Origin of the sequence: Halalkalicoccus tibetensis, from assembly GCF_037996645.1 — an archaeon.
GTDB lineage: Archaea > Halobacteriota > Halobacteria > Halobacteriales > Halalkalicoccaceae > Halalkalicoccus > Halalkalicoccus tibetensis.
Window position 1 is genome coordinate 372,463 of the sequence record NZ_JBBMXV010000002.1, and the last position, 26,169, is coordinate 398,631.

Genomic DNA, 26,169 nt, shown 5'->3' on the forward strand with positions numbered 1-26,169 from the left:
GCGGTATCGGGTGGTATGGAGTTCTCCGTCGTGGTCCCGACCCTCAACGGTCGGCGGCAGCTCGTGGGGTGTCTCGACGCGCTCCGCGAGCGCCTGCCGACCGCGGAGACGGTCGTGGTCAACGGGCCCTCGACGGACGGGACCAGCGGCATGCTCCACGAGCGCCCCGACGTGGACGTGCTCGTCGAGATAGCCGACAGGAACATCAACGTCGCGCGCAACGCCGGCCTCGAGGTCGCGGGCGGCGAGGCCGTGGCGCTGCTCGATCAGGGCCACCGGATCGAGGACGGCTGGGCGGGGGCGATCGAGCGCGGCCTCGAGGGGAGCGACGCCGTCACCGGGCCGACCCACCGGCCGATCCGGGGCGGGGTCACCACCGAGGCGCGCGAACACCGCACCGTGGTCGGCCGGGAGGTCACCTACTTCAACGGCGGCAACGTCGCGCTGACCCGCGAGGCGATCGACGAGCTCGACGGGTTCGACGAGTACCTCGAGACCGGCGGGGCCCGGGACCTGGCCCACCGGCTCGCGGGCCAGGAGCGGGCCGTGAGCTGGCAGTCCGGGATGGGCGTCCGCGAGGGCGTCGAGACCGACGGCGGCGAGGACGGCGACCCGCGGGTCGTGAGCCAAGGGGGGAGCTTCGTCGGCAACGAGGCCCACCGCCGATGGGGGCTCAAGTACCGGGCGCTCGCCTACCGGCTCGCGAAGAACTACGGGCCGCGCCCGAGCGTCCTCCGGCGTCTGGCGGGCCATTCGACCGTCGACGGGGTCAGCTCCGCACGCGGGGTGCTCAGGGGCGAGGTCAAGCCGACGGCGTGGGTCGGCGGCGGGAGTGCGGTGACCGCGAACACGCTGATCGGGCTGAAGGACGGCCTCCGTGCGCGCGCGAGCGACCGAACGACGCGTCGCAACCCCTACGGGATCTCCGGGCGTCGCGACCGGGCGGTCGAACGGTACGACTGGCGGTGAGCGGGTTTCACCCGAAGAACGCGGGCGGGAAGCGGGATGACAGCGGTTCGCACCGTCGTCCCGAGTAGAAAACATTATATAGAACCGCTAACGACCCTTATCTGAGAGATACACATGTCACAAGCATCACAGCGGCGCATGGGCGGACAGCCCGTTTTCATCCTCAGCGACGACAGCGAGCGCACCAAGGGTCGGGACGCGCAGTCCTCGAACATCTCGGCCGGGAGGGCGGTCGCCGAGGCCGTACGGACCACTCTCGGGCCCCGCGGGATGGACAAGATGCTCGTCGATAGCTCGGGCGAGGTCGTCATCACCAACGACGGGGCGACGATCCTCAACGAGATGGACATCGAGCACCCCGCGGCCCAGATGATCGTCGAGGTCGCCCAGACCCAGGAGGACGAGGTCGGCGACGGGACGACGACGGCCGCCGTATTGGCGGGTCAGCTGCTCGCGCAGGCCGAGGATCTGCTCGAGGACGACGTCCACCCGACGACGATCGTCGAGGGCTACAACGAGGCCGCCCGCATCGCCCAGGGGGCGATCAACGACCTCACCCAGCGCGACGACATCGACGACGAGCACCTGCACGCGGTCGCCGAGTCCAGCATGACCGGCAAGGGCACCGGCGACGTCGGCGCCGAGCGCCTCGCCGAGATCGTCGTCGAGACGGTCAAGGGCGTCCAGTCCGAGGAGGGCATCGCCCGCGACGAGATCCGCGTCCAGACCCAGGTCGGCGGCAGCTCGAGCGGGACGAAGCTCGTCGAGGGCGTCATCGTCGACGAGGAGCCCGTCACCGAGACCATGCCCCGGTCGGTCGAGGACGCCACCGTCGCGGTGCTCGACATGGAGCTCGGCGTGCGCGAGGCGAACATCGACGCCGAGTACAACATCACCGACATCGACCAGCTCAACGCCGCCATCGAGGCCGAGGAGACCGAGCTTCGAGGGTATACCGAGAAGCTCGCCGAGGCCGGCGTCGACGTCGCGTTCGTCACTGACGACGTCGAGGACCGCGTCGCGAGCGCGCTCGCGGAGGCGGGCATCCTCGCCTTCGAGAACGTCGGCAACAGCGATGCGCGTGCGGTCGCCCGCGCCGTCGGCGCCAAGCGCATCGGGACGCTCGAGGACCTCGACACCGACGACTTCGGCTACGCCGAGTCGATCGGCGTCGAGAAGTACGGCGACGACGAGTTCGCGTTCGTCGAGGGCGGCGCCGAGGCCGAGGCCGTCACGCTGTTCGTCCGCGGGGGCACCGACCACGTCGTCGACGAACTCGAACGTGCCGTCGGCGACGCGCTCGACGTTGTGACCGCCGCCATCGAATCGGGCGGGATCGTCCCCGGCGCGGGCGCGACCGAGATCGCCATCGCCGAGCGGGTCCGCAGCGAGGCCGCGGGCGTCTCGGGGCGCAAGCAGCTGGCCGTTGAGGCCTTTGCCGACGCGGTCGAGATGCTGCCCCGGACCCTGGCGCGCAACACCGGGATGGACGCGATCGACGCACTGGTCGAGCTGCGCTCGGAGTACGACGCGAGCGGCCGTGCGGGCATCATCTCGAAGGGCCAGACCGGCGAGGTCGCCGACCCCTACGAGGAGGGCGTCTTCGACCCCGCCGCCGTCAAGCGCGAGGCCGTCGAGAGCGCCACCGAGGCCGCGACGATGATCGTCCGCATCGACGACATCATCTCCGCTGACTGACGCCGCCCAATCACGAACCGGCGTTTCCCTTCTTTCGAGGATGGATCCCGACAGCGATCGCTTCACCCCCCTACGCCGGTCATCAACCAGCCAGCGGCGGCGATCACGAGCCCGGCGAGGGCGATGGCGCCGAGCCCGGGGACGAACGAGCCCGTGAGGTCGAGCAGCGAGCCGATCAGGAACGGGCCGAGGAAGCCGCCGATCTCGCCGACGGCGAAGACGAAGCCCACGGCGGTGGCCGTGAGTCCGGGCCCGATCCCCTCGAGCTCGACGGGGATCGCGCGCAGCAGCGGGCCGACTCCACCGAGGCCGACCCCGACGGCGACGATCCCGGCGGCGGCGACGACGAGCGCCGACTCGGCGAGTATCAGGACCGTCGTCCCGGCCGTGACGAGCAGCCCCGAGCAGACGACCGCCTGGCGGCGCGCGTCGAGGCGGTCCGAGAGCGGCGGGATCGAGAGCGCGCCGATCGCCTGGCCGGCCACCAACACAGTGGTCGTGAGCCCCGCGAGCGCGGGCCGGATCCCCCGGTCCTCGAAGAGCGTCACGAGCCAGCCCTGCAGGCCGTGATTGACCAGCAGGTAGCCCGTCCCGGCGACGACCAGCAGGACCATCGCGCGGCTCGAGAGCACCCGGCGGGCGTCCTCGCGCAGCGAGCCGGGCGAGAACGTTCGACCGTCGTCGCCCCCCTCGGGCTCGATCCGTGCGGTCCCGAGGAACCAGACGACGGCGAAGGCCAGCACCGCGAGCCCGCTGTAGAGGAAGGCAGGGCGCCAGCCGCCGAGGGTCGGGCCAAGCAGGGGCCGGCCGATCGCGAACGCCCCGGCGGAGCCGGCGTAGGAGCCGAGGACGTAGACCGTCGAGGCCGAGCCGACCCGCTCCTGGGGGTAGAGCGCCGCCACCAGCTTGGGAAGGCCGAAGGTGATCCCGGTCGCGCCGACGCCGATGAGGAGGGTGAACGCGAGCATCGAGGGGAAGCCCGTCGCGAGGCCCCGGAGGGCGCCCGCGGCGCCGAAGACCAGCAGGCCGAGGCCGATCCCCAGTCGAGGACCGACCCGGTCGATCGCGAGCCCGCTGACCAGCGAGAGGGGGATGTAGGTGAGAGGCACTGCCCCGACGAGCACGCCGGCCTGCCAGTTCGTCAGGCCGAGATCGTCGATCACCGGCGAGAGAAAGGCGGGCAGCAGGAACCAGACGAACAGCAAGCAGGCGTAGCTCGCGGCCCCGAGGGCGAGCGCGAGGTGGTCCCAGCGGTTCGCGGCGCGCGCCACGGGGGCCGTCCTCGCCGGCGGGCCCTAAACGCGCCGGTAGCGGCGAACCGAAGCATTCCATAGCAACGGACACCCTCAACAGGGTTCCGGGAGTATCTTCGCCCATGACGCTCGAGGAAGCCCGCGAGAAGGCAGAGGAGATCGAGCCCCAACAACAGGACCGCCAGCCCGGCGTCGAGGGCGAGATGGAGCCGCCCGCGGAGTTCATCCGCGACGGCTACGAGGGCAGCGGCAAGCTCGAGGGGAAGGTCGCGATCGTCACCGGCGGGGACAGCGGGATCGGCCGTGCGGCCGCGGTCCACTTCGCCCGCGAGGGCGCCGACGTCGCCGTGATGTACCTCGACGAGGAGGAGGACGCGGAGAAGACGGCTGAAATGATCGAGGACGAGGGCCAGGAGGCCCTGACGATCGACGGCGACGTCCGCGACAGCGCGTTCTGTCAGGCCGCCGTCGAGGAGGTCATAGAGGAGTTCGGCGACCTGAACGTGCTCGTGAACAACGCGGCGGTCCAGGTCGTGAAGACCGAACTGACCGACATCACCGACGAGCAGTGGGAGGAGACGTTCGCGACGAACATCCACGGCTACTTCTACATGACCAAGGCGGCGCTGCCCCACCTGGAGGACGGCGACACGGTCATCAACACGACCTCCGTGAACGCGTTCGAGGGCAACGACTTCCTCGTGGACTACTCGACGACGAAGGGCGCGATCGTCGCGTTCACCCGCTCGCTCTCCCAGCAGCTCGCCCCCGAAGGGATCCGCGTCAACCAAGTCGCTCCCGGTCCGATCTGGACGCCGCTGATCCCGGCGACGATCGGCGACTTCGACCCCGAGGCCGTCGCGGAGTTCGGCCAGGACGTCCCGATGGGCCGACCCGGCCAGCCCAGCGAGCTCGGCCCGGCGTACGTCTATCTGGCCTGCGAGGACTCGTCCTATATGAGCGGCCAGACGCTGCATCTCAACGGCGGCTCGATCGTCGGCGGGTAGCTCAGGGCGCGACGAACGCCTCGCCGTAGATCGGGATCATGAGCGCCGAGATCGACAGGGCGCCGACGATGAGGACGCCCCCGAGAGCAGTCCGGCGAGCAGAGGATCGCAGGGAGAGCCCGGCGCCCGCGAGGGCGAGCAGGAGCGCCTGTCCGGCCAGCTCGACGTAGGAGGCGTACAGCCCGGGCCCACCGGGGCGCAACAGGAGAACGGTCAGCGCCGTCGAGAAGACCGCCAGGCCAGCAGCGATCGTGGTAAAGGGATGGCGGATCCCGAGCGATCGGACTAGGAGAACGACGAGCGAGCCGTTACAGAGCGCTCGCAGCCCGACGATCGCCGCGAGCGCGGCGGGGTTCTGCCAGCCCGGGAACAGCCACTCGAACACGGTATCAGCCATCGGAGGCGGAGTCGGCGTGAACGTTTCGGCCGTTTCAGTAGGAGATCGTCACCTCGGAGCCGACGCCCACGCCGAAGGCCTCGTCGCCGCGGCCGGCGTTGACCGCGAGCTCGACGTTGCCGTGGCTGCCGACGGTAGCCAGTCGGTGGCCGGGTTCGACCCCGGCATAGCTCCGCTCGGCGGGGACGGCGGTGCCGTTGACCGCGACCTCCTCGCCGAAGCGGTCCTCCAGCACGCTCCCCGGGACGTTGGTGATCGCGTTGCCGAAACGATCGACCACGAGCACCTCGCCGCTCGCCTCCCGACCCCGGAGGTCGGGCTCGGGAAAGCGCAGCTCCTCGGGGTCGTCGACCGGCGAGAGCCACTCGATCTCTCCCACTTCTTCGACGCCGGCCTCGTGGACCGCCGCGGCGGCGGGCGCGAAGACGTCCCGACCGTCGAAGGTGCTGCCCTCGCCGCCGGTGGCGGGGAACTCCTCGTGGCCCGGATCGATGGCGAACGCCTCGGGATCGGGATAGCCGAGCCCGCGGGCCGGGGGCATGAGCACGCCGTTGTCCGGTCCCACGAGGGCGCTATCGCCGGCACGGACGACCAGGGCGTTCCGATCGGTGCCGACGCCGGGGTCGATCACCGCGAGGTGGACCGCCGGCGGGAACCAGGGAAGCGTCTCGCGCAGCCAGAAGGCGGCGGTACGGGGCTCCTGGCGGGGGAGGTTGTGGGCGACGTCGACCAGGCGGGCGTCGGTCCGCGAGAGCAGCACGCCCTTCATCGCGGCCGGGTACGGCTCGCCGAAGTCCGAGGCGAGCGTGATCATTGGACGCCGTTGGCGTCGGTCTCGCTGACCTGCTGGACCCGCTCGATCCCGTTGCTCTCGTGGATCACGTCGGCGACGGGCTCGGGGACGAGGCTCTCCCAGTCGCCGTCGTCGATCATGCGTTCCCGTACTTCGGTCCCTTCCAGCTCCTCGCGGTTGAACATCGGCGACTGGCGCACCTCGACGCCGGCCTCGTTGAACAGCCGGATCACGAGCGGGTTGTTCGAGTAGGCGACGTCGAAATCGGGGGACATGCTCTGGACGTGGCTGACCCAGACGGAGTTGCGATCGAGGTCCTCGATGGGGACGGCGTAGGTCACCAGGTCGTAGTCGACGAGCGACTTGGTGATCATCATGATGCGCTCGCCCGCGGTGAAAGGATCGTGTCGGGAGTGCGAGTCGCCGGCACTGCCGATCCCGAGGACGAGCTCGTCGACCTCGCTCGCGATCCGGTCGACCATACGATGGTGGCCGTTGTGGTACGGCTGGAACCGGCCGATGTAAAACCCCCGTGTCATTGTCCTGGGGAAATCGACAACGCGGACGATTAAAAGCGTAGCGTGTTCACAAGATCGGGGACGGCAGGGAGAAAGTATATCAGTTGCGCAACCCTCGTTTTCATCAGCGACCACGTTCTATGAGCAACGAGAGAGATACCGGAGAGCACCCCGCTGACGGGGTGGACGAGTCGCCGGAACGGGAGCCCGGCGACGTCGAAGACCAGTCCCCGAGCGAGGAGTCCGACGGGGGGTTCGGCAGCGACGTCGACGTCGAGTTCGACGCCGACATCGCCGACGAGGAGGACGACCTGCTGGGTGGGCTGAAGATCGAGTCCACCGACGACATCAAGGTCCCCGAGAAGCTGGTCGACCAGGTGATCGGCCAGGACCACGCCCAGGAGATCGTCCGCAAGGCCGCAAAGCAGCGACGGCACATCCTCATGATCGGCTCGCCGGGGACCGGCAAGTCGATGCTGGCGAAAGCGATGACCCAGCTGCTGCCCAACGAGGACCTCCAGGACGTCCTGATCTACCACAACCCCGACGACGGCAACGAGCCGAAGGTCCGGACGGTCCCCTCGGGCAAGGGCGAACAGATCGTCGACGCCCACAAGGAGGAGGCCCGCAAGCGCAACACGATGCGGACCATCCTCATGTGGCTGATCATCATCGTGATCCTCGGCTACTCGCTTTTCATCGGGAACATCCTGCTGGGGATCATCGCCGCCGCGATCATCTACCTCGCGTTCAAGTACGCGAACCGCGGCAGCGACGCGATGGTCCCGAACCTCCTGATCAACAACGCCGACCGCACCACCGCGCCCTTCGAGGACGTCACCGGCGCCCACGCCGGCGCGCTGCTCGGCGACGTCCGCCACGACCCGTTCCAGTCGGGCGGGATGGAGACGCCGAGCCACGACCGCGTCGAGGCCGGCGGGATCCACAAGGCTCACCGGGGCGTGCTGTTCATCGACGAGATCAACACCCTCGACGTCCGCAGCCAGCAGCACCTGATGACGGCAATCCAGGAGGGCGAGTTCGCGATCACCGGCCAGTCCGAGCGCTCCTCGGGCGCGATGGTCCAGACCGAACCCGTCCCCACCGACTTCATCATGGTCGCGGCGGGCAACCGCGACGCGCTGGAGAACATGCACCCGGCGCTTCGCTCGCGGATCAAGGGCTACGGCTACGAGGTGTTCTTCGACGACACCATCGAGGACGAGCCCGAGATGCGCCGCAAGTACGCCCGGTTCATCGCCCAGGAGGTCGACCGCGACGGTCGGCTCCCCCACTTCACCCGCCAGGCGATCGAGGAGGTCATCCTCGAGGCCAAGCGCCGGTCGGGCCGGAAGGGGCATCTGACTCTCGAGTTCCGGAACCTCGGCGGGCTCGTCCGCGTGGCGGGCGACATCGCCCGCGCGGAGGACGCCGAGTTCACCACCCGCCAGCACGTCCTCGACGCGAAGGACCGCTCGCGGTCGATCGAACAGCAGCTCGCCGACACGTTCATCGAGCGCTACAGTGACTACGACATCTCGATGAACGAGGGCGGCGTCGTCGGCCGCGTCAACGGCCTCGCGGTCATGGGCGGCGACAGCGGGATCGTCAAGCCGATCATGGCCGAGGTCACCCAGGGCCACGGCGAGGTCATCGCCACGGGTAAGCTCCAGGAGATCGCCCAGGAGTCCGTCCAGAACGTCTCGGCGATCATCAAGAAGTTCACCAACAAGGACATCAACGAGATGGACGTCCACATCCAGTTCCTCCAGTCCTACGAGGGCGTGGAGGGCGACTCGGCGTCCGTCTCGATCGCCACCGCGGTGATCAGCGCCCTCGAGGAGATCCCGATCGACCAGAACGTCGCCATGACCGGCTCGCTGTCGGTCCGGGGCGACGTGCTGCCCGTCGGCGGGGTCACCCACAAGATCGAGGCCGCCGCGAAGTCGGACATCGATACGGTCATCATCCCGAAATCGAACGAGCAGGACGTGATGATCGAGGACGAGTACAAGGAGCAGGTCGAGGTCGTCCCCGTCTCGCATATCAGCGAGGTGCTCGAGATCGCCCTGGTCGGCGAGCCCGAGAAGGACGGCCTGGTCGACCGCCTGAAGAACATCACGACCGCGCTCGATCGGGAACACCAGGTCCCGAGCGGCAGTCCCACCCCGCAGTAAGCCGTGACCGAGTGGGCGACGTTCGTCGGCCTGACGGGCGTCGTCACGGTGCTTCTCCTCGCGCTCTCTCACGCCTCACAGGAGGCCCTCGATACCGATCCCGAGGCGGAGCCCGACGTCGAACTCTCCTCGGGCCTGTTGCTCGCGAACGTCGCGCTCTCGCAGGGGCTGCTCCTCGGCGTCCTGCTGGCGGCCGCCTGGTACACCGAGGTCCCGCTGGAGGCCCTGGGGATCGGCGCGGGCCTCACGGGGATGGGCGCGCTCGCGGCCGGAACGGTTCTGGGGATCGGGCTCTATCTCGGCTCGGAGCTGGGCGGGGCGGCCGCCGGGCGGCTCGGCTTCGAGTACGACGAGGGGCTCCGCGAGCTGCTGGCGCCCGACTCGGCTGGCGGCTGGGCGATCCTTCTGGGGCTCGTCCTGCCGGTGATCGCCTTCTTCGAGGAGTTCCTCTTCCGGGCGGCGCTGATCGGCGCGGTCGCGGCGGGCTACGGCGTCTCGCCGTGGCTTCTCGCGGTGCTCTCCTCGATGCTCTTCGCGATCGGCCACGGCGCACAGGGCAACACCGGGATCCTCGTCACGGGGCTGTTGGGGTTCGTCCTCGCGGCGGGGTTCGTCGTCACCGAGAGCCTGCTGGTCGTCGTCGTCGCCCATTACCTCGTGAACGCCCTGGAGTTCGTCGTCCACGAGGGGCTAGGGATCGAGTGGACCTGATCAGCCGCCCGACTCGACGCGCCGGAGGCGGCGGTCGAGCTCGCCCGGAAGGGGGCTCGGGCCGTCTACGACCCGGTGGCCCGGGATCAGGATCGGAACGGGGTTCGCCCGCAGGGCGCCCCGAACGTCCTCCCGATCCTCCTCGTCGAGCCCCGGAGTCGTCCGCGCGAGGGTGGCGACGTCGGTGGTCCCGCCGTACGGGAGCTCCCGGACCCGCTCGAGGGTCGCCCGCTGGTCGGTGGGGACGGTCAGCGCGATCGGGACGTCCCCGAAATCGTCGGCCTCGCCCCCAAGGAAGCGCTCGATCCGGTCGAGCAGCTCGTGGCCCGGGTCGGCCTCCGGCGAGGGCTCGTCGGGTATCGAGACGTCGATCACTCGTCCGGAGGCGATCCCGATCCGGACGGCGCGGTCGATCCCGTCGATCTGTCGGGCGTAGATCCCGGTGTCGCTGTCGTCCATACCGGGGAGAGGAGCGAGCCCGACTTCAACCCCGTGACGCAAGTCTTATGTGCAAATCAGTACGTTAGCGTACAGTGATGAACACTAGTGAGTCGATCGCGCCGGCCGTCGAGTCGATCCTCGACTCGGCGCGCGAGCGCGACGGGGGCGACGAACGCCTCTCGGTCGAGGCGCGGTCGTTCCCCGATGCGGTCGCCGAGGCCGAGCGCGAGGGACGCGTGGCGGTGATCGCGGAGGTCAAACCCACGAGCCCGACCACGGAGGGCATCCGGGAGGACGACCCGGTCGAGTTGGCCCGGGAGATGGTCGCCGGCGGGGCGGCGGCGCTGTCGGTGCTGACCGAACCCGAGCATTTCGGTGGGTCGCCCGAGACCCTCCGGCGGGTGCGTGAGGCCGTCGACGTGCCGGTTCTCAGGAAGGACTTCCTGCTCCGCGAGGACCAGCTCGACGTCGTCGAGGCCGATCTCGTCCTTCTGATCGCTCGGTTCGTCGACGACCTCGCGGGGCTCGTCGAAGCGGCGAAAGAGCGCGGGTTCCAGCCGCTCGTCGAGGTCCACACCCGCGAGGAGCTCGCCGAGGCGATCGAGGCCGGCGCCGACGTCGTCGGGATCAACAACCGCGACCTCGGGAAGCTGGAGGTGGATCTGGACACCTTCGAGCGGGTGGCGATCGAGGCCCCTGAGGACGTGCTGCTGGTCGCCGAAAGCGGGATCGGTAGTGGAGAGAACGTCCGGCGGATGCGCGAGGCGGGCGCCGACGCGCTGTTGATCGGCACTGCCATCATGGACGGGGACGTACGAGAGAACACGAACGATTTCACCACAGCATGAGCACGACCAAGTTCGGACGCTACGGCGGCCAGTACGTACCGGAGGCGCTGATGCCCGCGATCGGGGAGCTCGAGGACGCGTATCACAGGTTCGTCCTCGAGAACGAGGACGGGTTCATGGACGACTTCCGCGCCCGGCTGCGGGATTTCGGGGGGCGGCCCACGCCGCTCCAGCACGCCGAGGCGCTCTCCGCGCGCTACGGTCGGGAGGTGTACCTCAAGCGCGAGGACCTGCTTCACGGGGGCGCCCACAAGCTGAACAACGCGCTCGGGCAGGCGCTGCTCGCGAAGTACATGGGCAAGGAGCGGATCATCGCCGAGACCGGCGCCGGGCAACACGGCACCGCGACCGCGATGGCGTGTGCCCATCTCGGGATGGACTGCGAGATCTACATGGGCGAGCGCGACATCAACCGCCAGCGTCCCAACGTCTTCCGGATGCGGCTCAACGGCGCCGAGCTCAACCCCGTGACGACGGGACGGGGAACCCTCAAGGAAGCCATCAGCGAGACGATGCGCGACTGGGCCACCTCGGTCGAGGACACCCATTACGTGATCGGGAGCGTCGTGGGCCCGCATCCGTTCCCGCGGATGGTCCGGGACTTTCAGGCAGTCATCAGCGAGGAGGCCCGCGAGCAGGTCCAGGAGAAGGCCGGCGGGCTTCCGGACAGCGTGCTCGCGTGTGCGGGCGGGGGCTCGAACACGATGGGCGCGTTCCACGAGTTCGTCGGCGACGACACGGATCTCTACGCCGTCGAGGCCGGCGGAAGCAGTCTGGAGGTCGACGAGGCGGGCGGCGTCGCGCCCAACTCCGCGTCGCTCTCGACCGGAAGCGAGGGCGTGCTCCACGGCGCGCGCACCAAACTGCTTCAGGACTCGGACGGCCAGATCATGGAGTCCCATTCCGTCTCCTCGGGGCTCGACTACGCGGGCGTCGGCCCGGAGCTCGCACACCTCGTCGACGAGGGCCGCGTGACGCCGGTGAACGTCGACGACGACGGGGCCTTGGAGGGCTTCCATCGCCTCTCGCAACTGGAGGGGATCATCCCCGCGCTGGAGACGGCCCACGCCTTTGCTTTCCTCGAAGACGAACACGAGGAGCTGGGCGAGGTCGTGATCGTCAACGTCTCGGGGCGGGGCGACAAGGACCTCGAGTCGGTGATCGAGGAGACCGCGGAACGCGACATCGAAAGTGCGCCCGACATGGACGTCTTTCAGGGGGGACTATGAGCCAGAGCCGCATCGATGAGGCCTTCGCGGACGGCCCGGCGTTCATCCCGTATCTCGCCGCGGGCGATCCCGACGTCGAGTCGACGAAGGAGTACGTCCGCGCGCTGGTCCAGGGCGGTGCGGACATCGTCGAACTGGGACTCCCCTTCTCGGAACCGATCGCGGAAGGCTCGACCATCCAGAACGCGATCGTCCGGTCGTTAAAGGGCGGGATGACCCCCGACACCTACTTCGACCTGGTCGACGATCTGGACATCGACGTGCCGGTCGTCTGCATGACCTACTACAACCTGATCTATCGCTATGGTGAGGAAGAGGGGCCCGAGCCGTTCGTGCGCCGGGCCACGGAGGTCGGGATCGACGGGTTCGTCGTGCCGGACCTGCCGGCCGAGGAGTCGGGTCCCCTTCGGGAGGCCTGCGACGAGTACGGGCTCGATCTCGTCTTCATCGTCGCGCCGACGACGCGCGGCGAGCGCCTCGAACGGATCATGAGTCAGGTCTCGGGCTACGTCTATGTCCAGGCGCGGCTGGGAACCACCGGTGCGCGCGCCGACGTGAGCGGCCAGACCGACACGAGCCTCGGACGCCTGGAGGAGTGGGACGTCCCGAAGGCCGTGGGCTTCGGGATCAGCGAGCGCGAACACGCCGAACGCATCGTCGCAGGCGGCGCCGACGGGATCATCGTCGGCTCGGCTCTAGTCGACATCGTCGCTGAGGGCGACACCGAGGAGGGAACCGTCGCCGAGCGCCTCGAACGAAAGGCGCGGGAACTGAAGGAGGGTGCGCTCGCCGGGGCGGCTGACCGGCCGCAACCGGAACGTCCATAACCGCTCCATGCCGGAGTGTCTCATACTATGACCGCAGGATTCGACGCGCGACTCGACCGGATCGGCACCGACGGGAACTACCTCATCGTCCCGATGGACCACGGGATCACCATGGGCGCGGTGAAGGGCCTGAAGGACATCGAGGGGACGATCGACGCGGTGACGCGCGGCGGCGCGGACTGCGTGCTCACCCAGAAGGGGATCGCCCCGCGGGTCCATCCCAACACCAACGGCGCGGGCTACGTCGTCCACGTCAACGGCTCGACCACCATCGGCCCCGACGAGAACGACAAACGCGTGACCTGCACGATCGAGGAGGCGATCCGCGCGGGCGCCGACGCCGTCTCGTTCCACATCAACGTCGGCTCGAACTACGAGCCGAAACAGATCGAGGATCTCGCTGAGCTCAGCGGGAAAGCGGAGCGCTTCGGAATGCCCGTGCTGGCGATGGCCTACGCGCGCGGGCCGGGCATCGACAGCGCCGACCCCGAGGCGTTGGGCCACGCGGTGCGGCTCGCCGAGGAGCTCGGTGCCGATATCGTCAAGACGGGGTACTCGGGCGACGCCGAGAGCTTCCAGCACGTGATCGAGTCGACCCGACTGCCCGTCGTGATCGCCGGCGGCGCGCGCGGCACGGACAGGGAGACCCTGGAGAAGGTCCGCGGGGCGGTCGACGCCGGCGGCGCGGGCATCTCGATGGGGCGGTCGATCTTCCAGCACGACGACCCCGAGGCGATCACGCGGGCGGTCTCGGCGGTGATCCACGAGGACGCGAGCGCCGAGGAGGCCATCGAGGAGGCGGGGCTCGCGGTCGAGGCGTAAGCCGGCCCAACGTTTTTCGCCGTTCCGGCCGGACGCCCGCCATGGGCGACGTCCACTACGACTTCGCGGGCGAGACGGTGATCGTTACAGGCGGCGCATCGGGCATCGGCCGCGCGATCGCGCTTTCGTTCGGGAACGCGGGGGCGACCGTGATCGTCGCCGACATGCGCGAGGAGCCGAAAGACCCCGACGCACAGTTGCCGACCCACAAGGCCATCGAGGAGGCGGGAGGGGCGGCCGAGTTCGTCGAGACGGACGTCGCCGACCCCGAGCAGGTCCACTCGGTGGTCGAGGCCGCCCGCGATTATGGGGGAGTCGACGTGATGGTCAACAACGCCGGCGTGTTCATCGGCGGCTCCTTCACCGAGTACGACAGCGAGGACCTCGATACGGGTTACGAGGTCAACGTTCGGGGGATGTTCGTCGGCACGCAGGCCGCCGCGAGCGACATGCTCGACCGCGACGCCGAGGGGGCGATCGTCAACACGGCCTCGATCAGCTCGAACCTCGCCCAGCACGGGCAGGTCGCCTACGACACCACCAAGGGCGCGCTGCGGATGCTCACCCGCGGGGCGGCCCTCGAACTCGCCTCCGAGGGGATCAGGGTCAACGCCACCGCGCCGGGCCAGATCGCCACCGAGTTCACCGAGAACGGCACCGAGAGCACGCAGGAACGCGCCGGCGACGGTGAGTTCCTCAAGCCGATCCCGATGGGACGGGCCGGTTTCCCCGAGGACGTGGCCGACGCCACCCTCTATCTCGCGAGCGACGCCGCCGGCTACACCACCGGCGAGCTGCTGTCGGTCGACGGCGGCTGGCAGATCGCCTGAGGTCAGGGGACCCGCTCGGGCCAAACGGTTGGATTGAAGCCCACCCCGCCCGACCCCCGAACCATGACGCGATCCGTGTGGCTGAAGGCCGACGACGCGGTCGGCGACTGGGACGCGCGCAGACGACGAATCACCGCCGGCCTGGAGGCCGGCGTCGACTGGGTGCTCGTCGACGAGTCGGACGTCGAGCGCGTGCGAGAACTCGGCAGCGTGAACGTCGCGGCGTTCCGCTCGGGCGGGGACGTCCACGTGATGGACGCCGAGGAGCCCGAGACCGACGCCGACGCGGAGCCCGACGCCGTCGTGATCGGCAAGAAGGGCGAGGGCGACGGCACCGTCGACCTGCCCGAGGACTTCTCGGGCTCGGCGGACCTCTCGGCACTGCGCCGGGAGGAGGAAGCCGAAACGGGCGCCTACGTCCGCATCCACGACGAGTACTACGAGGCGTTCGCCGAGGAGGCGGCCGCCGAGGCCGACCACACGATCGTGATCGGCGAGGACTGGACCATCATCCCCCTCGAGAACCTCATCGCCCGTATCGGCGAGGAGACCGAGCTGATCGCGGGCGTTCAGAGCGCCGAGGAGGCCCGCACCGCCTTCGAGACCCTCGAGATCGGAGCCGACGCCGTCCTGTTGGACTCCGACGACCCCGACACGATCCGTGAGACGGTCGCGGCGCGCGATCGATCGGAGCGTGAGCACCTCGATCTGGAGTGGGCCGAGATCACCGAGATCGAACAGACGGGCAGTGCGGATCGGGTCTGCGTCGACACGGGCAGCCTGATGGAGGGCGACGAGGGAATGCTCGTCGGCTCGATGTCCCGCGGGCTGTTCTTCGTCCACGCCGAGACCGCCGAGTCGCCCTACGTCGCCTCCCGACCCTTCCGGGTGAACGCGGGGGCGGTCCACGCCTACGTGCGCACGCCCGACGGCGGCACGAAGTACCTCTCGGAGCTCGAGAGCGGCGACGAGGTCCAGATCGTCGACGCCGACGGGAACACCCGTGAGGCGATCGTGGGCCGGGTGAAGATCGAGCGACGCCCGATGTTCCGGGTCGAGGCCGAGACCGACGAGGGCGACCGGGTCGCGACGCTGCTACAGAACGCCGAGACGATCAAGGTACGGACCCGGGAGGGCCGCAAAGCAGTGACGGATCTCGAGGCCGGTGACGAGGTGCTGTTGTACTACGAGTCGGTGGCGCGGCACTTCGGCGAGGCCGTCGAGGAGCGGATCATCGAGAAGTAGGCTCCGGCTTGTCGGCCTCCGCGTCGGCGCCGGGAAGCGGTTCGGTACACCAGTGACAGAACTCCAGTTCGAGGTCGTCGATCTCGCGCCCGCAGTGGGGACAGCGCTGGCCGGTGACGCGTTGTCTGGTCTGGGTCGCCTGCCAGTAGGCGTCGGCGGCGCTGATGGCGATCACGACGAACAGCGCGATCTGGGCCTCGATCGGCAGCTCGGTCGAGAGGGCCATCGCGTCGCCGACGGAGCCGACGCCGTCGACGAGCTCCTCGGGGACGAACAGCACGAACGAGAGGACGGCCATCCAGAACCACAGCAGGGCTCGCAGCCAGGCCTGCAGATAGACGTGGCCGAGGCCGGGGACGAGAACGGCGAACAGCGCCGCCAACCACGGTCGTTTGTGCGAGCCCCCGCTCATTGTAGTCGGGTCCGCCCCCCTGATACTTAATGCGTTCGACCGGGATCAGAAGCCGAGCAGCCGCATGACGGCCCCGAGGGCGACGACGAGCAGCCCGAGCCCGATCCCGATGCCGGGGATGGGGACCGGCAGCAGCCCGATGCCGATGATCACGCCGAGCACCATCACGATCGTCGAGATCCTGATCATACCGGTACGAGCCCCGGAACGACAAAAGGGCTTGGCCCGGCAGCTGCGTCGTGTCGCGGGCCGGCTCAGTAGCCGGCCAGCCAGGCGCCGACGCCGGCGAGGATCACCAGGACGGCGAAGAGCAGGCCGGTCCCCGGGAGGGGGATCGCCCCGAACAGCAGGCCGACGAGCCCGACGGGGATCAGTACGGTGGATGCGTTGACCATACCCCCACGAGTCGGCGCCGATAAAAAGGCGTTGGGCCAGCGAATGCGTGACCACCACCGCTAAGTACCACAGCGTCATCCCTCGCGTATGAGCGATCTGGGCAAGGCCGACCGGGAGTTCTTCGACCGCGAGATCTACCCGAACCTCGGCGCCGACCGCGAGGACGTCCGACTCGGGCCGCGACACGGCGTCGACTTCGGGGTGGTCGACGTGGCCGATCGGGTCCTCGCGCTCGCGACCGACCCCGTCTTCGTCATGCCGTCGCTGGGCTTCGACCGGGCGGCGTGGTTCGCCTTTCACATCCTGATGAGCGACGTCGCGGTCTCCGGGCTCCGACCGACGCATCTCTCGATCGACCTGAACCTGCCCGCGGAGATCACCGACGAGCAGTTCGCGACCCTCTGGGGGCGGATGCACGAGGAGGCAGCGGAGCTCGGCGTCTCGATCGTGACCGGACACACGGGCCGCTACGCGGGCTGTAACTACCCGATGGTCGGCGGGGGCACCGCGCTCGCGGTCGGCGATCCCGCGGACCTCGTCCGGCCCGACGGCGCGCGCGCGGGCGACGAGGTGATCGTCACGAAGGGCCCCGCGATCGAGGCAACGGGGCTGCTCGCGATCCAGTTCGAGGAGCTCCTCGATCTCGATCCGGGAGCGATGGAGGCGGCGAAGGACCGCTTCTACGACATGAGCCCCGTTCGCGACGCGCTGGTTGCGGCCGCGGCCGGGCCCGTCACGGCGATGCACGACGCGACCGAGGGCGGGATCTATGGCGGACTCCACGAGACCGCCCGCGCCGGCGGCGTGCGCATCGACGTCGAGCGCGAGGCGGTGCCGGTGATGGACGGCGTCCGCGAGACCTGTGGGGCGTTCGACATCGACCCCTGGATCTCGATCAGCGAGGGCACCCTGCTGTTGACGGTCGAGGGGGGACACGGCGAGGAGGTACTCGCCGCGCTCGACTCGGAGGGGATCCCGGCGGCGGTCGTCGGCGAGGCGAGCGAGGGCGAAGGGGTGTACTTCGACGGCGAGCCCGTCGAGCGCCCCGAGCGCGACCCGTTCTGGGCGGCCTTCGAGGAGGGAATGCAGGAGCTGGAGGGCGCGGAATGAGCCGACGAGTCGCACCCCACGCCCCGCCCGTGGCGCTTTCGATCGCGGGCAGCGACTCGGGGGGCGGCGCGGGGATCCAGGCCGACATCAAGACGATGGAGGCCCACGACGTGTTCGCGACGAGCGCGATCACCGCCGTCACCGCCCAGAACACCCAAGGGGTGGCGGGCTCGCACGTTCTCCCGATCGGGGAGATCGACGCCCAGATCGAGGCCGTGACGAGCGACTTCGACGTTGGCGCGATCAAGACAGGGATGCTCGCGACGAGCGAGGTGGTCGGGCTAGTGGCCGAGAAGCTCGCGGACTACGACGGCCCGACGGTGATCGACCCGGTGATGGTCGCGGCGACGGGCGATCGGCTGCTCGAACCCGAGGCCGAGGCGGCCTACGAGGCGCTGATCGGGCAGGCGACGCTGGTGACGCCCAACGCCGACGAGGCGAGGGTGCTGACGGGGATCAATCCCGAGGACGCCGCCGACGCCCGCGATGTCGGCGAGCAGTTGGTGGAGACCGGCGCCGAAGCCGCGCTCGTCAAGGGCGGGCACCTGCCGACCGAGGACGTGAAGGACGTGCTGGTGACGGGCGAGGGCGCGACGACGTTCGAGCACGCGCGGGTCGACACCGAGGCGACCCACGGCTCGGGCTGTACGCTCGCCTCGGCGATCGCCGCCCGCCTCGCGCGCGGCGAGGCCCTCGAAGGGGCCGTCGAGGGGGCACTCGACTTCATGGAGCGGGCGGTCAGATACTCGCTGGACGTGGGCCAGGGTCCGGGCGCGGTCCATCACCTCGCCGAGCTCCGCGATCGCGCGGAGCGCGAGCCGACGGCCGAGGACGTTGAGGAGATCGTCGATCGGTTCGTGGAGGAGGGCGTCTCCGCACTGGTCCCCGAGGTGGGGATGAACGTCGTCGGGGCGACGCCCTCCGCCGAATCGGTTAGCGAGACCGCCGCCGTCGAGGGACGGATCACTCGAACCATGACGGGGATCAGCCCCAACGGGGGCGTGCGCTTCGGCGCGTCGAGCCACGTCGCGCGGTTCCTGCTGTCGGCCCGCGAGCTCGACTCGGACCTCCGGTACGCCGTGAGCTGCCGGTTCGACGACGAGGTGGAGGGGGCGCTCGGCGCGCTCGACGCTCCCGTCGTCGAAGCCGGTGACGGCGGGTTCGGGGACGAGGTGGATGGAGAGACCCCTGCAGCGGTGATCGAGCGCGCCGAGACGGGTCGGGAGGCGACCCTCCGGATCGTCGCGCCCGACCCGGAGACGCTGATCGGGCGGACCCTCGCCGTCCACGACGCGCTGGACTAGCGAACCCGATCGAGGACCGGGATCTCAGCGATCCGCTCCTCCGAGAGGAGCGACCAGTCGATCCCGGCCGGTTTCTCGCCGCCCTCGGTCCGAACCACGCGCTCGGGCGTGACCAGCAGGTCCATCGGCACGTCGTGGGGAGCGGGGTCGGGGGCCTTGTCGATCACCTGCGTCTCGTGGACGGTCGTGGCCGTTGGGGTATCGTCGCCCACGAGGTCGAGCTCGCGGAGGAGGGCGAACTCCAGATCCGAGTAGCCCTCGCCCTTGCCGATCCGCGCGCCCGCCTCGGTCACGGCGACGCTTCCCGACACCACGAGGTCGATCTCGGGCATCTCGCTCGGCCCGACCGGGACGCCGTGCTTCGAGACCCCCGAGACGGTCGTCGCCTCGTCGATATCGCTCACCTCGGCGGGGTCGAGCTCGAGGAACGGTCGCTCGCTCTTCAGCCGGGGCTGGGCCATGTAGAGGGTCTTGTCCTCGCGCATCGCGCGCCTGCGGACCGGGAGCTGCGGGGCGTCGGGGTTCGCCTTGACCGTGTCCGCCTTCCGCCACTCGGCGGTGTCGGCCAGCCGTTCCGCCGCGTCGTCGGCCCCGGCGAAGTTCGGGATCCGGCCGTGGGGCGGGAAGGGGAAGCGGGCGATCCCCTCCTCCTCGAGCGCGTCCCAGGTCCGCTCGCGAAGCGCCTGTTTGTCCATAGATGTGGGAAGGAAGGCCGGAGGGAAAACCCGCCGATCCGCCGTCGGGATATTTCACCGTCGGGCCGCGAAAGAGAGGCATGCCGGACGGATACAGCGTCATCGACGTCACCGAAGCGGAGCGAACGCCCTCGGCCTCGTCGGGGACCGACACCGTGGACCTCGCGGCCGAGCTGGGCTGTACGGAGATGCGCCCGCGGGTCTGGGACCTCGCGCCGGGCGACGCGATGAGCTACCACCGCCAGCGCGAACAGGAGGAGTTCTACTACGTCCTCGAGGGGCCCGCCCGGATCCGGATCGGCGAGGAGCGACTGGACGTCCCCGAGGGGACCGCGCTCAGGATCCCGCCCGAGACCCCGCGGCAGGTGTTCAACGACACGGACGGGGACCACCAGTGGCTGATAATCGGCGCGCCCCCCGCGGAGAACGACGGCGAGGTGTTGGAGTAGCGCGAACCCGACACGGTTTTGGCCCCGACGGACGATCCTCGGATATGACAGAGGGCGGGATCGTCGGGGAGTTCCTCGGGCTCAAGGAGGGAACCGACGCCGATCTGCTGGCGATGCAGTGTGGGGACTTCTACGAGTTCTTCGCCGCCGACGCGGAGCTGGTAGCGGAGGAGCTCGACCTCAGGGTCTCGGAGAAGTCCTCCCACGGCTCGTCGTATCCGATGGCCGGGGTGCCCCTCTCGGAGCTCACTCCCTATCTGAAGGCGCTGGTCGAACGGGGCTACCGGGTCGCGGTCGCAGAGCAGTACGACACCGACGACGGGGGTCACGCCCGTGAGATCACGCGCGTGGCGACGCCGGGCACCCTCATCGAGACGAGCGACGACGACGCGCGCTACCTCGCGGGGGTCGTCCGCGTCGCCGAGGACTGCTACGGGCTCGCGTTCGCGGAGGTCACGACGGGGCGCTTTCTCGTCACCCGGGTCGAGGGCGAGGACGCCGCGGCCCGCGCGATCACCGAGTGCTACCGCTACGACCCCGTCGAGATCCTGCCGGGGCCCGAGCTCCGCGAGGACGAGGACTTTCTCGAGTCGCTCTCGGAGCGAACCGACGCCGAGGTGACGAACCACGAGGCGAACGCCTTCGCGCCCGGGGCGGCGACCCATACCACCAGAGAGCAGTTCGGCCGCGAGACCCTCTCGAGCCTGGATCTCGAGCCGGAGGGCCCGGAGGTCCGCGCGGCGGGCGCGGTGCTCTCGTACGTCGAGGAGACGGGACTGGGGGTGCTCCCCTCGATGACGCGCCTGCAGCCCTACGGCGCCGACGACTTCGCCTCGTGTGACGTGACCACCCAGCGCAACCTCGAGATCACCGAGACGATGACCGGCGCGGGCCGGTCGCTGTTCGGGACGGTCGACCACACCGTCACGAGCGCGGGCGGCCGGCTGCTGAAGGAGTGGCTCGGGCGACCCCGGCGGTCGCTTCGCGAGCTCCATCGCCGCCAGGAGTCGGTGGCGGCGCTCGCAGAGCGCGCGCTGGCCCGCGAGGACCTCCGGGAGCTGCTCGGGGAAGCCTACGACCTCGAACGCCTCGCGGGACGGGCGACCCACGGCAGCGCCGACGCCCACGCCCTCCTGCGGGTGCGCGACAGCCTGGCGGTTCTGCCGAAGCTCGCCGACCTGATCGCGGGCGACGACCGCCTCGCGGACTCACCCCTCTCGGAGATCGTCGAACGCCCGGACCGCGAGGCCGCGGCGGGGCTCCGCGAGGCGCTCGACGAAGGGCTGGCCGACGACCCGCCGAAGACGCTACGGGAGGGCGGGCTGATCGAGCGGGGCTACGACGCCGAGCTCGACGAGCTGGTCGGGCGCCACGAGGAGGCCCTCGAGTGGATCGATACCCTCGGCGAGCGCGAGAAGGAGACTCACGGGATCACCCACCTGCAGGTCGACCGCAACAAGACGGACGGCTACTACATCCAGGTCGGAAAGAGCGAGGCCGAGGACGTTCCCGAGAAGTACCGCCAGGTGAAGACGCTGAAGAACTCGGTGCGCTTCACCACGGACGCCCTCGAGGAGCGAGAACGCGAGGTCCTCCGACTCGAGGAACAGCGCGGCGAACTCGAGTACGAGCTCTTCTGCGAGCTGCGCGAGCGCGTGGCGAGGCGGGCGACCCTGCTCCAGGACGTCGGGCGGGCGATCGCCGAGCTCGATACCCTGGCGAGCCTCGCGACCCACGCGGTCGAGAACCGCTGGATCCGCCCCGAGCTCGAGGACTCGCGGGCGCTCGACATCGAGGCGGGTCGCCACCCGGTCGTCGAGCGGACCACCGAGTTCGTCCCCAACGACCTCTCCCTGACCGACGACCGGGAGTTCCTGATCGTCACCGGCCCGAACATGAGCGGCAAGTCGACCTACATGCGCCAGGTCGCGCTGATCGTCCTGCTGGCCCAGGTGGGCAGCTTCGTCCCCGCCGAGCGCGCGCGGATCGGGCTGGTTGACGGGATCTACACCCGCGTGGGCGCGCTCGACGAGCTCGCGCAGGGGCGCTCGACGTTCATGGTCGAGATGGGCGAGCTCTCGAACATCCTCCATTCGGCGACGGACGAGTCGCTGGTGATCCTCGACGAAGTGGGCCGGGGAACCGCGACCTACGACGGGATCAGCATCGCCTGGGCGACCACCGAGTACCTGCACAACGAGATCCGCGCGAAGACGCTCTTCGCGACCCACTATCACGAGCTGACGGCGCTCGCGGATCACCTCCCGCGCGTCGAAAACGTCCACGTGGCCGTCGACGACAGCGGCGACGACGTCACCTTCCTGCGGACGATCCGCGAGGGGCCGACGGATCGGTCCTACGGCGTGCACGTCGCGCAGCTCGCGGGCGTTCCCGATCCCGTCGTCTCGCGGTCGGACGAGGTGCTCGAGCGCCTGCGAGCGGAGAAGGCGATCGAGGCGAAGGGCGGAGACGCGAGCGCGGACGGCGGCTCGGGGACCCAGCAGGTGGTCTTCGACGTCGGCTCGGGCGAGATGACGACGGCCTCGGCCGACGGGGGAAGCGAGGACGAGGGATCGATGCCGGACGGGGAGCCCGAAGGAGCGCTCGACCCCGAGACCGAGGCGGTGCTCTCGGAGCTGTCGGGCCTCGAACTGGCCGACGTCTCGCCCGTCGAGCTGATGACGCGGGTCCAGGAGTGGCAGGGGCGGGTCGACGAATGAGCCCCGAGAGAGCCGAGATCCGCGCGCTCGACCCCGGGACGGTCGACAAGATCGCTGCGGGCGAGGTGGTCGAACGGCCCGCCTCGGTCGTGAAGGAGCTCGTCGAGAACGCTCTCGACGCGGGCGCCTCGGAGATCACCGTCGAGGTCGATGCGGGAGGGACCGAGCGGATCCGCGTCGCCGACGACGGGATCGGGATGGGCGAGGAGAGCGTGCGAAAGGCCGTCGAGCAACACACCACGAGCAAGCTCCGGGACGTCTCGGAGCTGGATCGGGGCATCTCGACGCTCGGGTTCCGGGGCGAGGCGCTGTACACCATCGGCGCCGTCTCCCGGCTGACGATCACGACCAAGCCCCGAGGTGGGGAGTCGGGAACGAAACTGACGCTCGCGGGCGGCGAGGTCGAGGGGTGCGATCCGGCGGGCTGTCCCGAGGGAACCGCGGTCGAGGTGACCGACCTCTTCTACAACACGCCGGCCCGCAAGAAGTACCTCAAGCGCGAGCCCACGGAGTTCGACCACGTCAACACCGTTGTCACGCGCTACGCGCTCGCCAATCCCGGCGTGCGGTTCGTCCTCGAACACGACGGTAGAGAAGTGTTCTCGACGACGGGCCAGGGCGACCTGCAGTCGACGGTGCTCTCGATCTACGGCCGGGAGGTCGCCCGCGCGATGGTGCCGATCGAGGGACTCGCGGAGGGGCCCCTCGAGGACATCTCGGGCTACGTGAGCGATCCCGAGACCACCCGGTCGGGCTCGACCTATATCTCGACGTACGTCAACGGCCGGTACGTCCGCTCGAAAGCGATCAGATCGGCAGTCGTCGACGCCTACGGCACGCAGCTCGCGCCCGACCGCTACCCCTTCGCGGTCCTCGATCTGGCGGTCCCGCCGGGGACGGTCGACGTCAACGTCCACCCCCGCAAGACCGAGGTCCGCTTCGGCGAGGAGGGGGCGATCCGGGACCAGATCGAGGAGACGGTCGAGGAGGCGCTGCTCGAGAACGGCCTGATCCGGTCGTCGGCCCCGCGCGGGCGTTCGGCGCCCGAGGAGGCGTCGGTCGCGCCGGAGCCGACCCGCGAGGACGGCGAGGGAGAGGGAACCGACGCGGGATCGCGATCGGAGTCGGACGCCGATCGGTCCCCGGGCGCGAGCGGGTGGTCGGGTTCGGCGGCGACGGGGACCGATCGCACCACGCCCAACCAGGGCGGAGGAGGCGAACGGGACGCGACGGCCGAGAGCGAGGTGAGCACGCCGAACGCGACCTCGGGGCCGGCCGAGGAGGGCCGTTTCTCGGGGCCGACGACTCAGGCCACGTTCGGCGGGCCCGGCGACCGCGACGAGCCCGACGCGGACTACGACCGGCTGCCCGACCTTCGGGTGCTCGGCCAGCACCGGGACACGTACGTGGTCTGTGCGGCCGACGACGGGCTGGTGATCGTCGACCAGCACGCCGCCGACGAGCGGGTCCACTACGAGCGCCTGCGGGCGGAGCTCGCGGGCGAGACGAGCACGCAGGCGCTCGTCGAGCCGGTCGAGATCGAGCTCACCGCCCGCGAGGCCGAGCTGTTCGAGGCCTATCGGGAGGCGCTCGCGCATCTGGGCTTCGCCGCCAGTCGCGAGGGGCGGACGGTTCGGGTGACGACGGTCCCCGCCGCCTTCGATACGGCCCTCTCGCCCGAGCGCCTGCGGGACGCGCTGTCGGACTGCGTCGCGGGCGAGCCCGGCGACACCGTCGAGGCGACCGTCGACGAGCTCCTGGGGGATCTGGCGTGTCACCCCGCCGTGACGGGCAACACCTCGCTGACCGAGGGATCGGTCGTCGACCTCCTGGCGGCGCTCGACGGCTGTGAGAACCCGTATGCCTGCCCGCACGGCCGGCCGACGGTGATCCGCGTCGATCGGGAAGAACTGGAGGAGCGCTTCGAGCGTGACTACCCCGGCCACGCCGACCGGCGGGAGTGACCTACTGGGCCGTCTCCCGACCGGTCACGTCGGCGCCGGGGTGGCGATAGCGCCGCAGGAGGCGGTGGTCGCGCCAGACCTGCGCGGCCAGTACGGGAACGGCGGCGCCGAACAACAGTGGGGCGGCCGGGACGCCGAGCGTCGATGCCCCCGCACCGCCGAGGGCGCTGCCGAGGCACAACCCCGCACCGGCGTACAGCCGGCGGCGGGTCGCGTCGATCTCGCCGACCGGCTCACCGGGGGACTGGAACGGTCGCATGCCCCCGACTACACGCCCGGGGATAAAAGAGGTGGGCCAACCGCGGTGAAAGTGAACGTCGACGGATGACGGGAGCTTTTAGGGACCCCACACAAGGACGGGCCATGACCGATCTCGTGACGTTCGGCGAGACGATGGTGCGCCTCTCGCCGCCGGGCAACGAGCGCCTCGAAACGACGACCGAGCTGGAAGTGCGGGCCGCCGGCGCCGAGAGCAACGTCGCGGTCGCCGCCGCCCGACTGGGCGCCGGCGCCGTCTGGACCTCGAAGCTGCCCGACTCCCCGCTGGGACGGCGCGTCACGGGCGAGCTCGAGAGCTACGGGCTCGAGACCGACGCCGTCCTGAGCGAGGAGGGCCGTCAGGGCACCTACTACATCGAGTTCGCGGGCGAGCCCCGCGGGACGGACGTGATCTACGACCGGGCGGACGCGGCGGTGACGACCGCCCGCGCCGAGGAGCTGCCCACCGAGCGGATCCGCGAGGCGGAGTGGTTCTACACGAGCGGGATCACCCCCGCGCTCTCCGAGACCCTCGAAGAGACCACCGAAACGCTGCTCTGGACGGCCCAGGACGCGGGGACGAGGACGGCGTTCGACCTGAACTACCGGAGCAAGCTCTGGTCGCCCGAGGAGGCCCGTGAGACGCTGACGGGCCTGTTCGAGGACGTCGACGTGCTCGTGACCGCGGTCCGGGACGCGCGGGACGTCCTCGGTGCGGAGGGCGACCGGGAGGCGGTCGCCCGCGGGCTGGCCGACGAGTGGGGCTTCGAGACGGTCGTGCTCACGCTGGGAGCCGAGGGCGCGCTCGCCCATCACGACGGGGAGCTGATCGAGCAGCCCGCCTTCGAGACGGAGACCCACGACCCCATCGGGACGGGCGACGCCTTCGTCGGCGCCTTCCTCGCGCGGCGGATCGCGGGCGGGGACGTCGCGAGCGCGCTCGAATACGGGGCGGCGACGGCGTCGCTCAAGCGCACCGTTCCGGGGGACATCGCGGTCGTCACCCCCGCGGAGGTCGAACGCGTGATCGACGAGGGGAGCGACGGGATCTCGCGGTAGCCGGGAGCGGAGCGCGAACGGGGAACGGCTAAACCGA

At 70.0% G+C, this 26,169-nt stretch carries 27 protein-coding genes; 17 read left to right on the forward strand and 10 right to left on the reverse strand.

The genetic code is table 11. The features are described 5' to 3' along the window. Positions 1-15 precede the first annotated feature (15 nt). Together WOA58_RS07355 and thsA are read left to right on the forward strand one after the other, a co-directional pair. On the forward strand, positions 16-969 hold the full coding sequence (locus WOA58_RS07355) for a glycosyltransferase family 2 protein (RefSeq protein WP_340603538.1): 954 nt from the start codon (positions 16-18) through the stop codon (positions 967-969). Positions 970-1,107: 138 nt separating this feature from the next. Further along, entirely contained in the window at positions 1,108-2,667 is a 1,560-nt protein-coding gene (thsA, locus tag WOA58_RS07360; RefSeq protein WP_340603749.1) for a thermosome subunit alpha, read from the forward strand. A gap of 62 nt (positions 2,668-2,729) precedes the next feature. On the opposite strand, the gene WOA58_RS07365 is transcribed toward thsA, so the two are convergent. Then, the gene (locus tag WOA58_RS07365; protein WP_340603539.1) at positions 2,730-3,938 is read right to left on the reverse strand and encodes an MFS transporter; all 1,209 of its coding nucleotides are present in this window, start codon (positions 3,936-3,938) and stop codon (positions 2,730-2,732) included. A 104-nt stretch (positions 3,939-4,042) separates the two neighbouring features. On the opposite strand from WOA58_RS07365, the gene WOA58_RS07370 reads away from it, so the two are divergent. Then, complete coding sequence (locus WOA58_RS07370; protein WP_340603540.1) at positions 4,043-4,927, forward strand: SDR family oxidoreductase; 885 nt, start codon at positions 4,043-4,045, stop codon at positions 4,925-4,927. 1 nt (position 4,928) lies between these two features. Here WOA58_RS07370 and WOA58_RS07375 read toward each other — a convergent pair whose 3' ends face one another. From WOA58_RS07375 to WOA58_RS07385, 3 genes are read right to left on the reverse strand one after another with little or no spacing between them, the layout of a single operon-like run. Next, positions 4,929-5,324, reverse strand: coding sequence for a hypothetical protein (locus tag WOA58_RS07375; RefSeq protein ID WP_340603541.1), 396 nt, complete (start codon positions 5,322-5,324; stop codon positions 4,929-4,931). 34 nt (positions 5,325-5,358) lie between these two features. Then, positions 5,359-6,138 carry an SAM hydrolase/SAM-dependent halogenase family protein gene (locus WOA58_RS07380; RefSeq protein WP_340603542.1) on the reverse strand — a complete coding sequence of 260 codons (780 nt, stop codon included), beginning with the start codon at positions 6,136-6,138 and terminating at the stop codon, positions 5,359-5,361. Then, entirely contained in the window at positions 6,135-6,656 is a 522-nt protein-coding gene (locus WOA58_RS07385) for a nicotinamide-nucleotide adenylyltransferase (protein ID WP_340603543.1), read from the reverse strand. The genes WOA58_RS07380 and WOA58_RS07385 overlap by 4 nt, the downstream gene beginning before the upstream one ends. Positions 6,657-6,775: 119 nt before the next feature. On the opposite strand from WOA58_RS07385, the gene lonB reads away from it, so the two are divergent. After that, complete coding sequence (gene lonB / locus WOA58_RS07390) at positions 6,776-8,812, forward strand: ATP-dependent protease LonB (RefSeq protein ID WP_340603544.1); 2,037 nt, start codon at positions 6,776-6,778, stop codon at positions 8,810-8,812. Between the two features lie 3 nt (positions 8,813-8,815). After that, a complete protein-coding gene (locus tag WOA58_RS07395) occupies positions 8,816-9,523 on the forward strand; it encodes a CPBP family intramembrane glutamic endopeptidase (RefSeq protein ID WP_340603545.1) in 708 nt (235 codons plus the stop codon). Here the strand turns inward: WOA58_RS07395 and WOA58_RS07400 are convergent, their stop codons facing one another. Next, positions 9,524-9,982: an MGMT family protein gene (locus tag WOA58_RS07400; RefSeq protein WP_340603546.1), complete on the reverse strand. Its 459-nt coding sequence runs from the start codon at positions 9,980-9,982 to the stop codon at positions 9,524-9,526. It abuts the gene before it with no gap. Between the two features lie 77 nt (positions 9,983-10,059). Here WOA58_RS07400 and trpC point away from each other — a divergent pair, with 77 nt between their 5' ends. The 6 genes from trpC (at position 10,060) to WOA58_RS07430 (ending at position 15,765) form a co-directional block, all read left to right on the forward strand. Next, complete coding sequence (trpC, locus tag WOA58_RS07405) at positions 10,060-10,812, forward strand: indole-3-glycerol phosphate synthase (RefSeq protein ID WP_340603547.1); 753 nt, start codon at positions 10,060-10,062, stop codon at positions 10,810-10,812. Further along, on the forward strand, positions 10,809-12,041 hold the full coding sequence (gene trpB / locus WOA58_RS07410) for a tryptophan synthase subunit beta (RefSeq protein WP_340603548.1): 1,233 nt from the start codon (positions 10,809-10,811) through the stop codon (positions 12,039-12,041). The genes trpC and trpB overlap by 4 nt, the downstream gene beginning before the upstream one ends. Next, positions 12,038-12,868 carry a tryptophan synthase subunit alpha gene (gene trpA, locus WOA58_RS07415; RefSeq protein WP_340603549.1) on the forward strand — a complete coding sequence of 277 codons (831 nt, stop codon included), beginning with the start codon at positions 12,038-12,040 and terminating at the stop codon, positions 12,866-12,868. The genes trpB and trpA overlap by 4 nt, the downstream gene beginning before the upstream one ends. A 27-nt stretch (positions 12,869-12,895) precedes the next feature. Beyond that, the gene (locus WOA58_RS07420) at positions 12,896-13,690 is read left to right on the forward strand and encodes a 2-amino-3,7-dideoxy-D-threo-hept-6-ulosonate synthase (RefSeq protein ID WP_340603550.1); all 795 of its coding nucleotides are present in this window, start codon (positions 12,896-12,898) and stop codon (positions 13,688-13,690) included. Between the two features lie 41 nt (positions 13,691-13,731). Then, on the forward strand, positions 13,732-14,520 hold the full coding sequence (locus WOA58_RS07425; protein WP_340603551.1) for an SDR family NAD(P)-dependent oxidoreductase: 789 nt from the start codon (positions 13,732-13,734) through the stop codon (positions 14,518-14,520). A gap of 63 nt (positions 14,521-14,583) precedes the next feature. Beyond that, entirely contained in the window at positions 14,584-15,765 is a 1,182-nt protein-coding gene (locus WOA58_RS07430) for a 3-dehydroquinate synthase II (RefSeq protein WP_340603552.1), read from the forward strand. Here the strand turns inward: WOA58_RS07430 and WOA58_RS07435 are convergent. The 3 genes from WOA58_RS07435 to WOA58_RS07445 form a co-directional block, all read right to left on the reverse strand. Beyond that, positions 15,752-16,177, reverse strand: coding sequence for a zinc ribbon domain-containing protein (locus WOA58_RS07435; RefSeq protein WP_340603553.1), 426 nt, complete (start codon positions 16,175-16,177; stop codon positions 15,752-15,754). The two genes, WOA58_RS07430 and WOA58_RS07435, sit on opposite strands and share 14 nt — an antisense overlap. Positions 16,178-16,222: 45 nt before the next feature. Next, positions 16,223-16,366, reverse strand: coding sequence for a hypothetical protein (locus tag WOA58_RS07440; protein WP_340603554.1), 144 nt, complete (start codon positions 16,364-16,366; stop codon positions 16,223-16,225). A gap of 65 nt (positions 16,367-16,431) precedes the next feature. Next, entirely contained in the window at positions 16,432-16,572 is a 141-nt protein-coding gene (locus WOA58_RS07445) for a hypothetical protein (protein ID WP_340603555.1), read from the reverse strand. A gap of 88 nt (positions 16,573-16,660) precedes the next feature. Here WOA58_RS07445 and WOA58_RS07450 point away from each other — a divergent pair, with 88 nt between their 5' ends. After that, a complete protein-coding gene (locus WOA58_RS07450; protein WP_340603556.1) occupies positions 16,661-17,683 on the forward strand; it encodes an AIR synthase family protein in 1,023 nt (340 codons plus the stop codon). Next, positions 17,680-18,987: a bifunctional hydroxymethylpyrimidine kinase/phosphomethylpyrimidine kinase gene (thiD, locus tag WOA58_RS07455; protein WP_340603557.1), complete on the forward strand. Its 1,308-nt coding sequence runs from the start codon at positions 17,680-17,682 to the stop codon at positions 18,985-18,987. Before WOA58_RS07450 ends, thiD begins: the two co-directional genes overlap by 4 nt. Here the strand turns inward: thiD and WOA58_RS07460 are convergent. Then, positions 18,984-19,682 carry a 5-formyltetrahydrofolate cyclo-ligase gene (locus WOA58_RS07460; RefSeq protein WP_340603558.1) on the reverse strand — a complete coding sequence of 233 codons (699 nt, stop codon included), beginning with the start codon at positions 19,680-19,682 and terminating at the stop codon, positions 18,984-18,986. The two genes, thiD and WOA58_RS07460, sit on opposite strands and share 4 nt — an antisense overlap. An 80-nt stretch (positions 19,683-19,762) precedes the next feature. Between WOA58_RS07460 and WOA58_RS07465 the strand changes: the two genes are divergently transcribed. From WOA58_RS07465 to mutL, 3 genes are read left to right on the forward strand one after another with little or no spacing between them, the layout of a single operon-like run. Next, positions 19,763-20,131: a cupin domain-containing protein gene (locus tag WOA58_RS07465; protein ID WP_340603559.1), complete on the forward strand. Its 369-nt coding sequence runs from the start codon at positions 19,763-19,765 to the stop codon at positions 20,129-20,131. A gap of 44 nt (positions 20,132-20,175) precedes the next feature. Beyond that, positions 20,176-22,851 carry a DNA mismatch repair protein MutS gene (gene mutS / locus WOA58_RS07470; RefSeq protein WP_340603560.1) on the forward strand — a complete coding sequence of 892 codons (2,676 nt, stop codon included), beginning with the start codon at positions 20,176-20,178 and terminating at the stop codon, positions 22,849-22,851. Then, positions 22,848-24,815 (forward strand): DNA mismatch repair endonuclease MutL, encoded by a 1,968-nt coding sequence (gene mutL / locus WOA58_RS07475; protein ID WP_340603561.1) that lies wholly within the window; start codon positions 22,848-22,850, stop codon positions 24,813-24,815. Before mutS ends, mutL begins: the two co-directional genes overlap by 4 nt. A 1-nt stretch (position 24,816) precedes the next feature. Here mutL and WOA58_RS07480 read toward each other — a convergent pair whose 3' ends face one another. Beyond that, positions 24,817-25,074 carry a hypothetical protein gene (locus WOA58_RS07480; protein WP_340603562.1) on the reverse strand — a complete coding sequence of 86 codons (258 nt, stop codon included), beginning with the start codon at positions 25,072-25,074 and terminating at the stop codon, positions 24,817-24,819. Between the two features lie 104 nt (positions 25,075-25,178). Here WOA58_RS07480 and kdgK1 point away from each other — a divergent pair, with 104 nt between their 5' ends. Then, complete coding sequence (gene kdgK1 / locus WOA58_RS07485) at positions 25,179-26,132, forward strand: bifunctional 2-dehydro-3-deoxygluconokinase/2-dehydro-3-deoxygalactonokinase (protein WP_340603563.1); 954 nt, start codon at positions 25,179-25,181, stop codon at positions 26,130-26,132. Positions 26,133-26,169: the final 37 nt, after the last annotated feature.

What these genes read in the sequence shown, in the direction of transcription:
- WOA58_RS07355 (WP_340603538.1), top strand. Translation starts at nt 16, where the DNA reads ATGGAGTTCTCCGTCGTGGTCCCGACCCTCAACGGTCGGCGGCAGCTC.
- thsA (WP_340603749.1), top strand. Translation starts at nt 1,108, where the DNA reads ATGGGCGGACAGCCCGTTTTCATCCTCAGCGACGACAGCGAGCGCACC.
- WOA58_RS07370 (WP_340603540.1), top strand. Translation starts at nt 4,043, where the DNA reads ATGACGCTCGAGGAAGCCCGCGAGAAGGCAGAGGAGATCGAGCCCCAA.
- WOA58_RS07375 (WP_340603541.1), bottom strand. Translation starts at nt 5,324, where the DNA reads ATGGCTGATACCGTGTTCGAGTGGCTGTTCCCGGGCTGGCAGAACCCC.
- WOA58_RS07380 (WP_340603542.1), bottom strand. Translation starts at nt 6,138, where the DNA reads ATGATCACGCTCGCCTCGGACTTCGGCGAGCCGTACCCGGCCGCGATG.
- WOA58_RS07385 (WP_340603543.1), bottom strand. Translation starts at nt 6,656, where the DNA reads ATGACACGGGGGTTTTACATCGGCCGGTTCCAGCCGTACCACAACGGC.
- lonB (WP_340603544.1), top strand. Translation starts at nt 6,776, where the DNA reads ATGAGCAACGAGAGAGATACCGGAGAGCACCCCGCTGACGGGGTGGAC.
- WOA58_RS07400 (WP_340603546.1), bottom strand. Translation starts at nt 9,982, where the DNA reads ATGGACGACAGCGACACCGGGATCTACGCCCGACAGATCGACGGGATC.
- trpC (WP_340603547.1), top strand. Translation starts at nt 10,060, where the DNA reads ATGAACACTAGTGAGTCGATCGCGCCGGCCGTCGAGTCGATCCTCGAC.
- trpB (WP_340603548.1), top strand. Translation starts at nt 10,809, where the DNA reads ATGAGCACGACCAAGTTCGGACGCTACGGCGGCCAGTACGTACCGGAG.
- trpA (WP_340603549.1), top strand. Translation starts at nt 12,038, where the DNA reads ATGAGCCAGAGCCGCATCGATGAGGCCTTCGCGGACGGCCCGGCGTTC.
- WOA58_RS07420 (WP_340603550.1), top strand. Translation starts at nt 12,896, where the DNA reads ATGACCGCAGGATTCGACGCGCGACTCGACCGGATCGGCACCGACGGG.
- WOA58_RS07425 (WP_340603551.1), top strand. Translation starts at nt 13,732, where the DNA reads ATGGGCGACGTCCACTACGACTTCGCGGGCGAGACGGTGATCGTTACA.
- WOA58_RS07430 (WP_340603552.1), top strand. Translation starts at nt 14,584, where the DNA reads ATGACGCGATCCGTGTGGCTGAAGGCCGACGACGCGGTCGGCGACTGG.
- WOA58_RS07435 (WP_340603553.1), bottom strand. Translation starts at nt 16,177, where the DNA reads ATGAGCGGGGGCTCGCACAAACGACCGTGGTTGGCGGCGCTGTTCGCC.
- WOA58_RS07440 (WP_340603554.1), bottom strand. Translation starts at nt 16,366, where the DNA reads ATGATCAGGATCTCGACGATCGTGATGGTGCTCGGCGTGATCATCGGC.
- WOA58_RS07445 (WP_340603555.1), bottom strand. Translation starts at nt 16,572, where the DNA reads ATGGTCAACGCATCCACCGTACTGATCCCCGTCGGGCTCGTCGGCCTG.
- WOA58_RS07450 (WP_340603556.1), top strand. Translation starts at nt 16,661, where the DNA reads ATGAGCGATCTGGGCAAGGCCGACCGGGAGTTCTTCGACCGCGAGATC.
- thiD (WP_340603557.1), top strand. Translation starts at nt 17,680, where the DNA reads ATGAGCCGACGAGTCGCACCCCACGCCCCGCCCGTGGCGCTTTCGATC.
- WOA58_RS07460 (WP_340603558.1), bottom strand. Translation starts at nt 19,682, where the DNA reads ATGGACAAACAGGCGCTTCGCGAGCGGACCTGGGACGCGCTCGAGGAG.
- WOA58_RS07465 (WP_340603559.1), top strand. Translation starts at nt 19,763, where the DNA reads ATGCCGGACGGATACAGCGTCATCGACGTCACCGAAGCGGAGCGAACG.
- mutS (WP_340603560.1), top strand. Translation starts at nt 20,176, where the DNA reads ATGACAGAGGGCGGGATCGTCGGGGAGTTCCTCGGGCTCAAGGAGGGA.
- mutL (WP_340603561.1), top strand. Translation starts at nt 22,848, where the DNA reads ATGAGCCCCGAGAGAGCCGAGATCCGCGCGCTCGACCCCGGGACGGTC.
- WOA58_RS07480 (WP_340603562.1), bottom strand. Translation starts at nt 25,074, where the DNA reads ATGCGACCGTTCCAGTCCCCCGGTGAGCCGGTCGGCGAGATCGACGCG.
- kdgK1 (WP_340603563.1), top strand. Translation starts at nt 25,179, where the DNA reads ATGACCGATCTCGTGACGTTCGGCGAGACGATGGTGCGCCTCTCGCCG.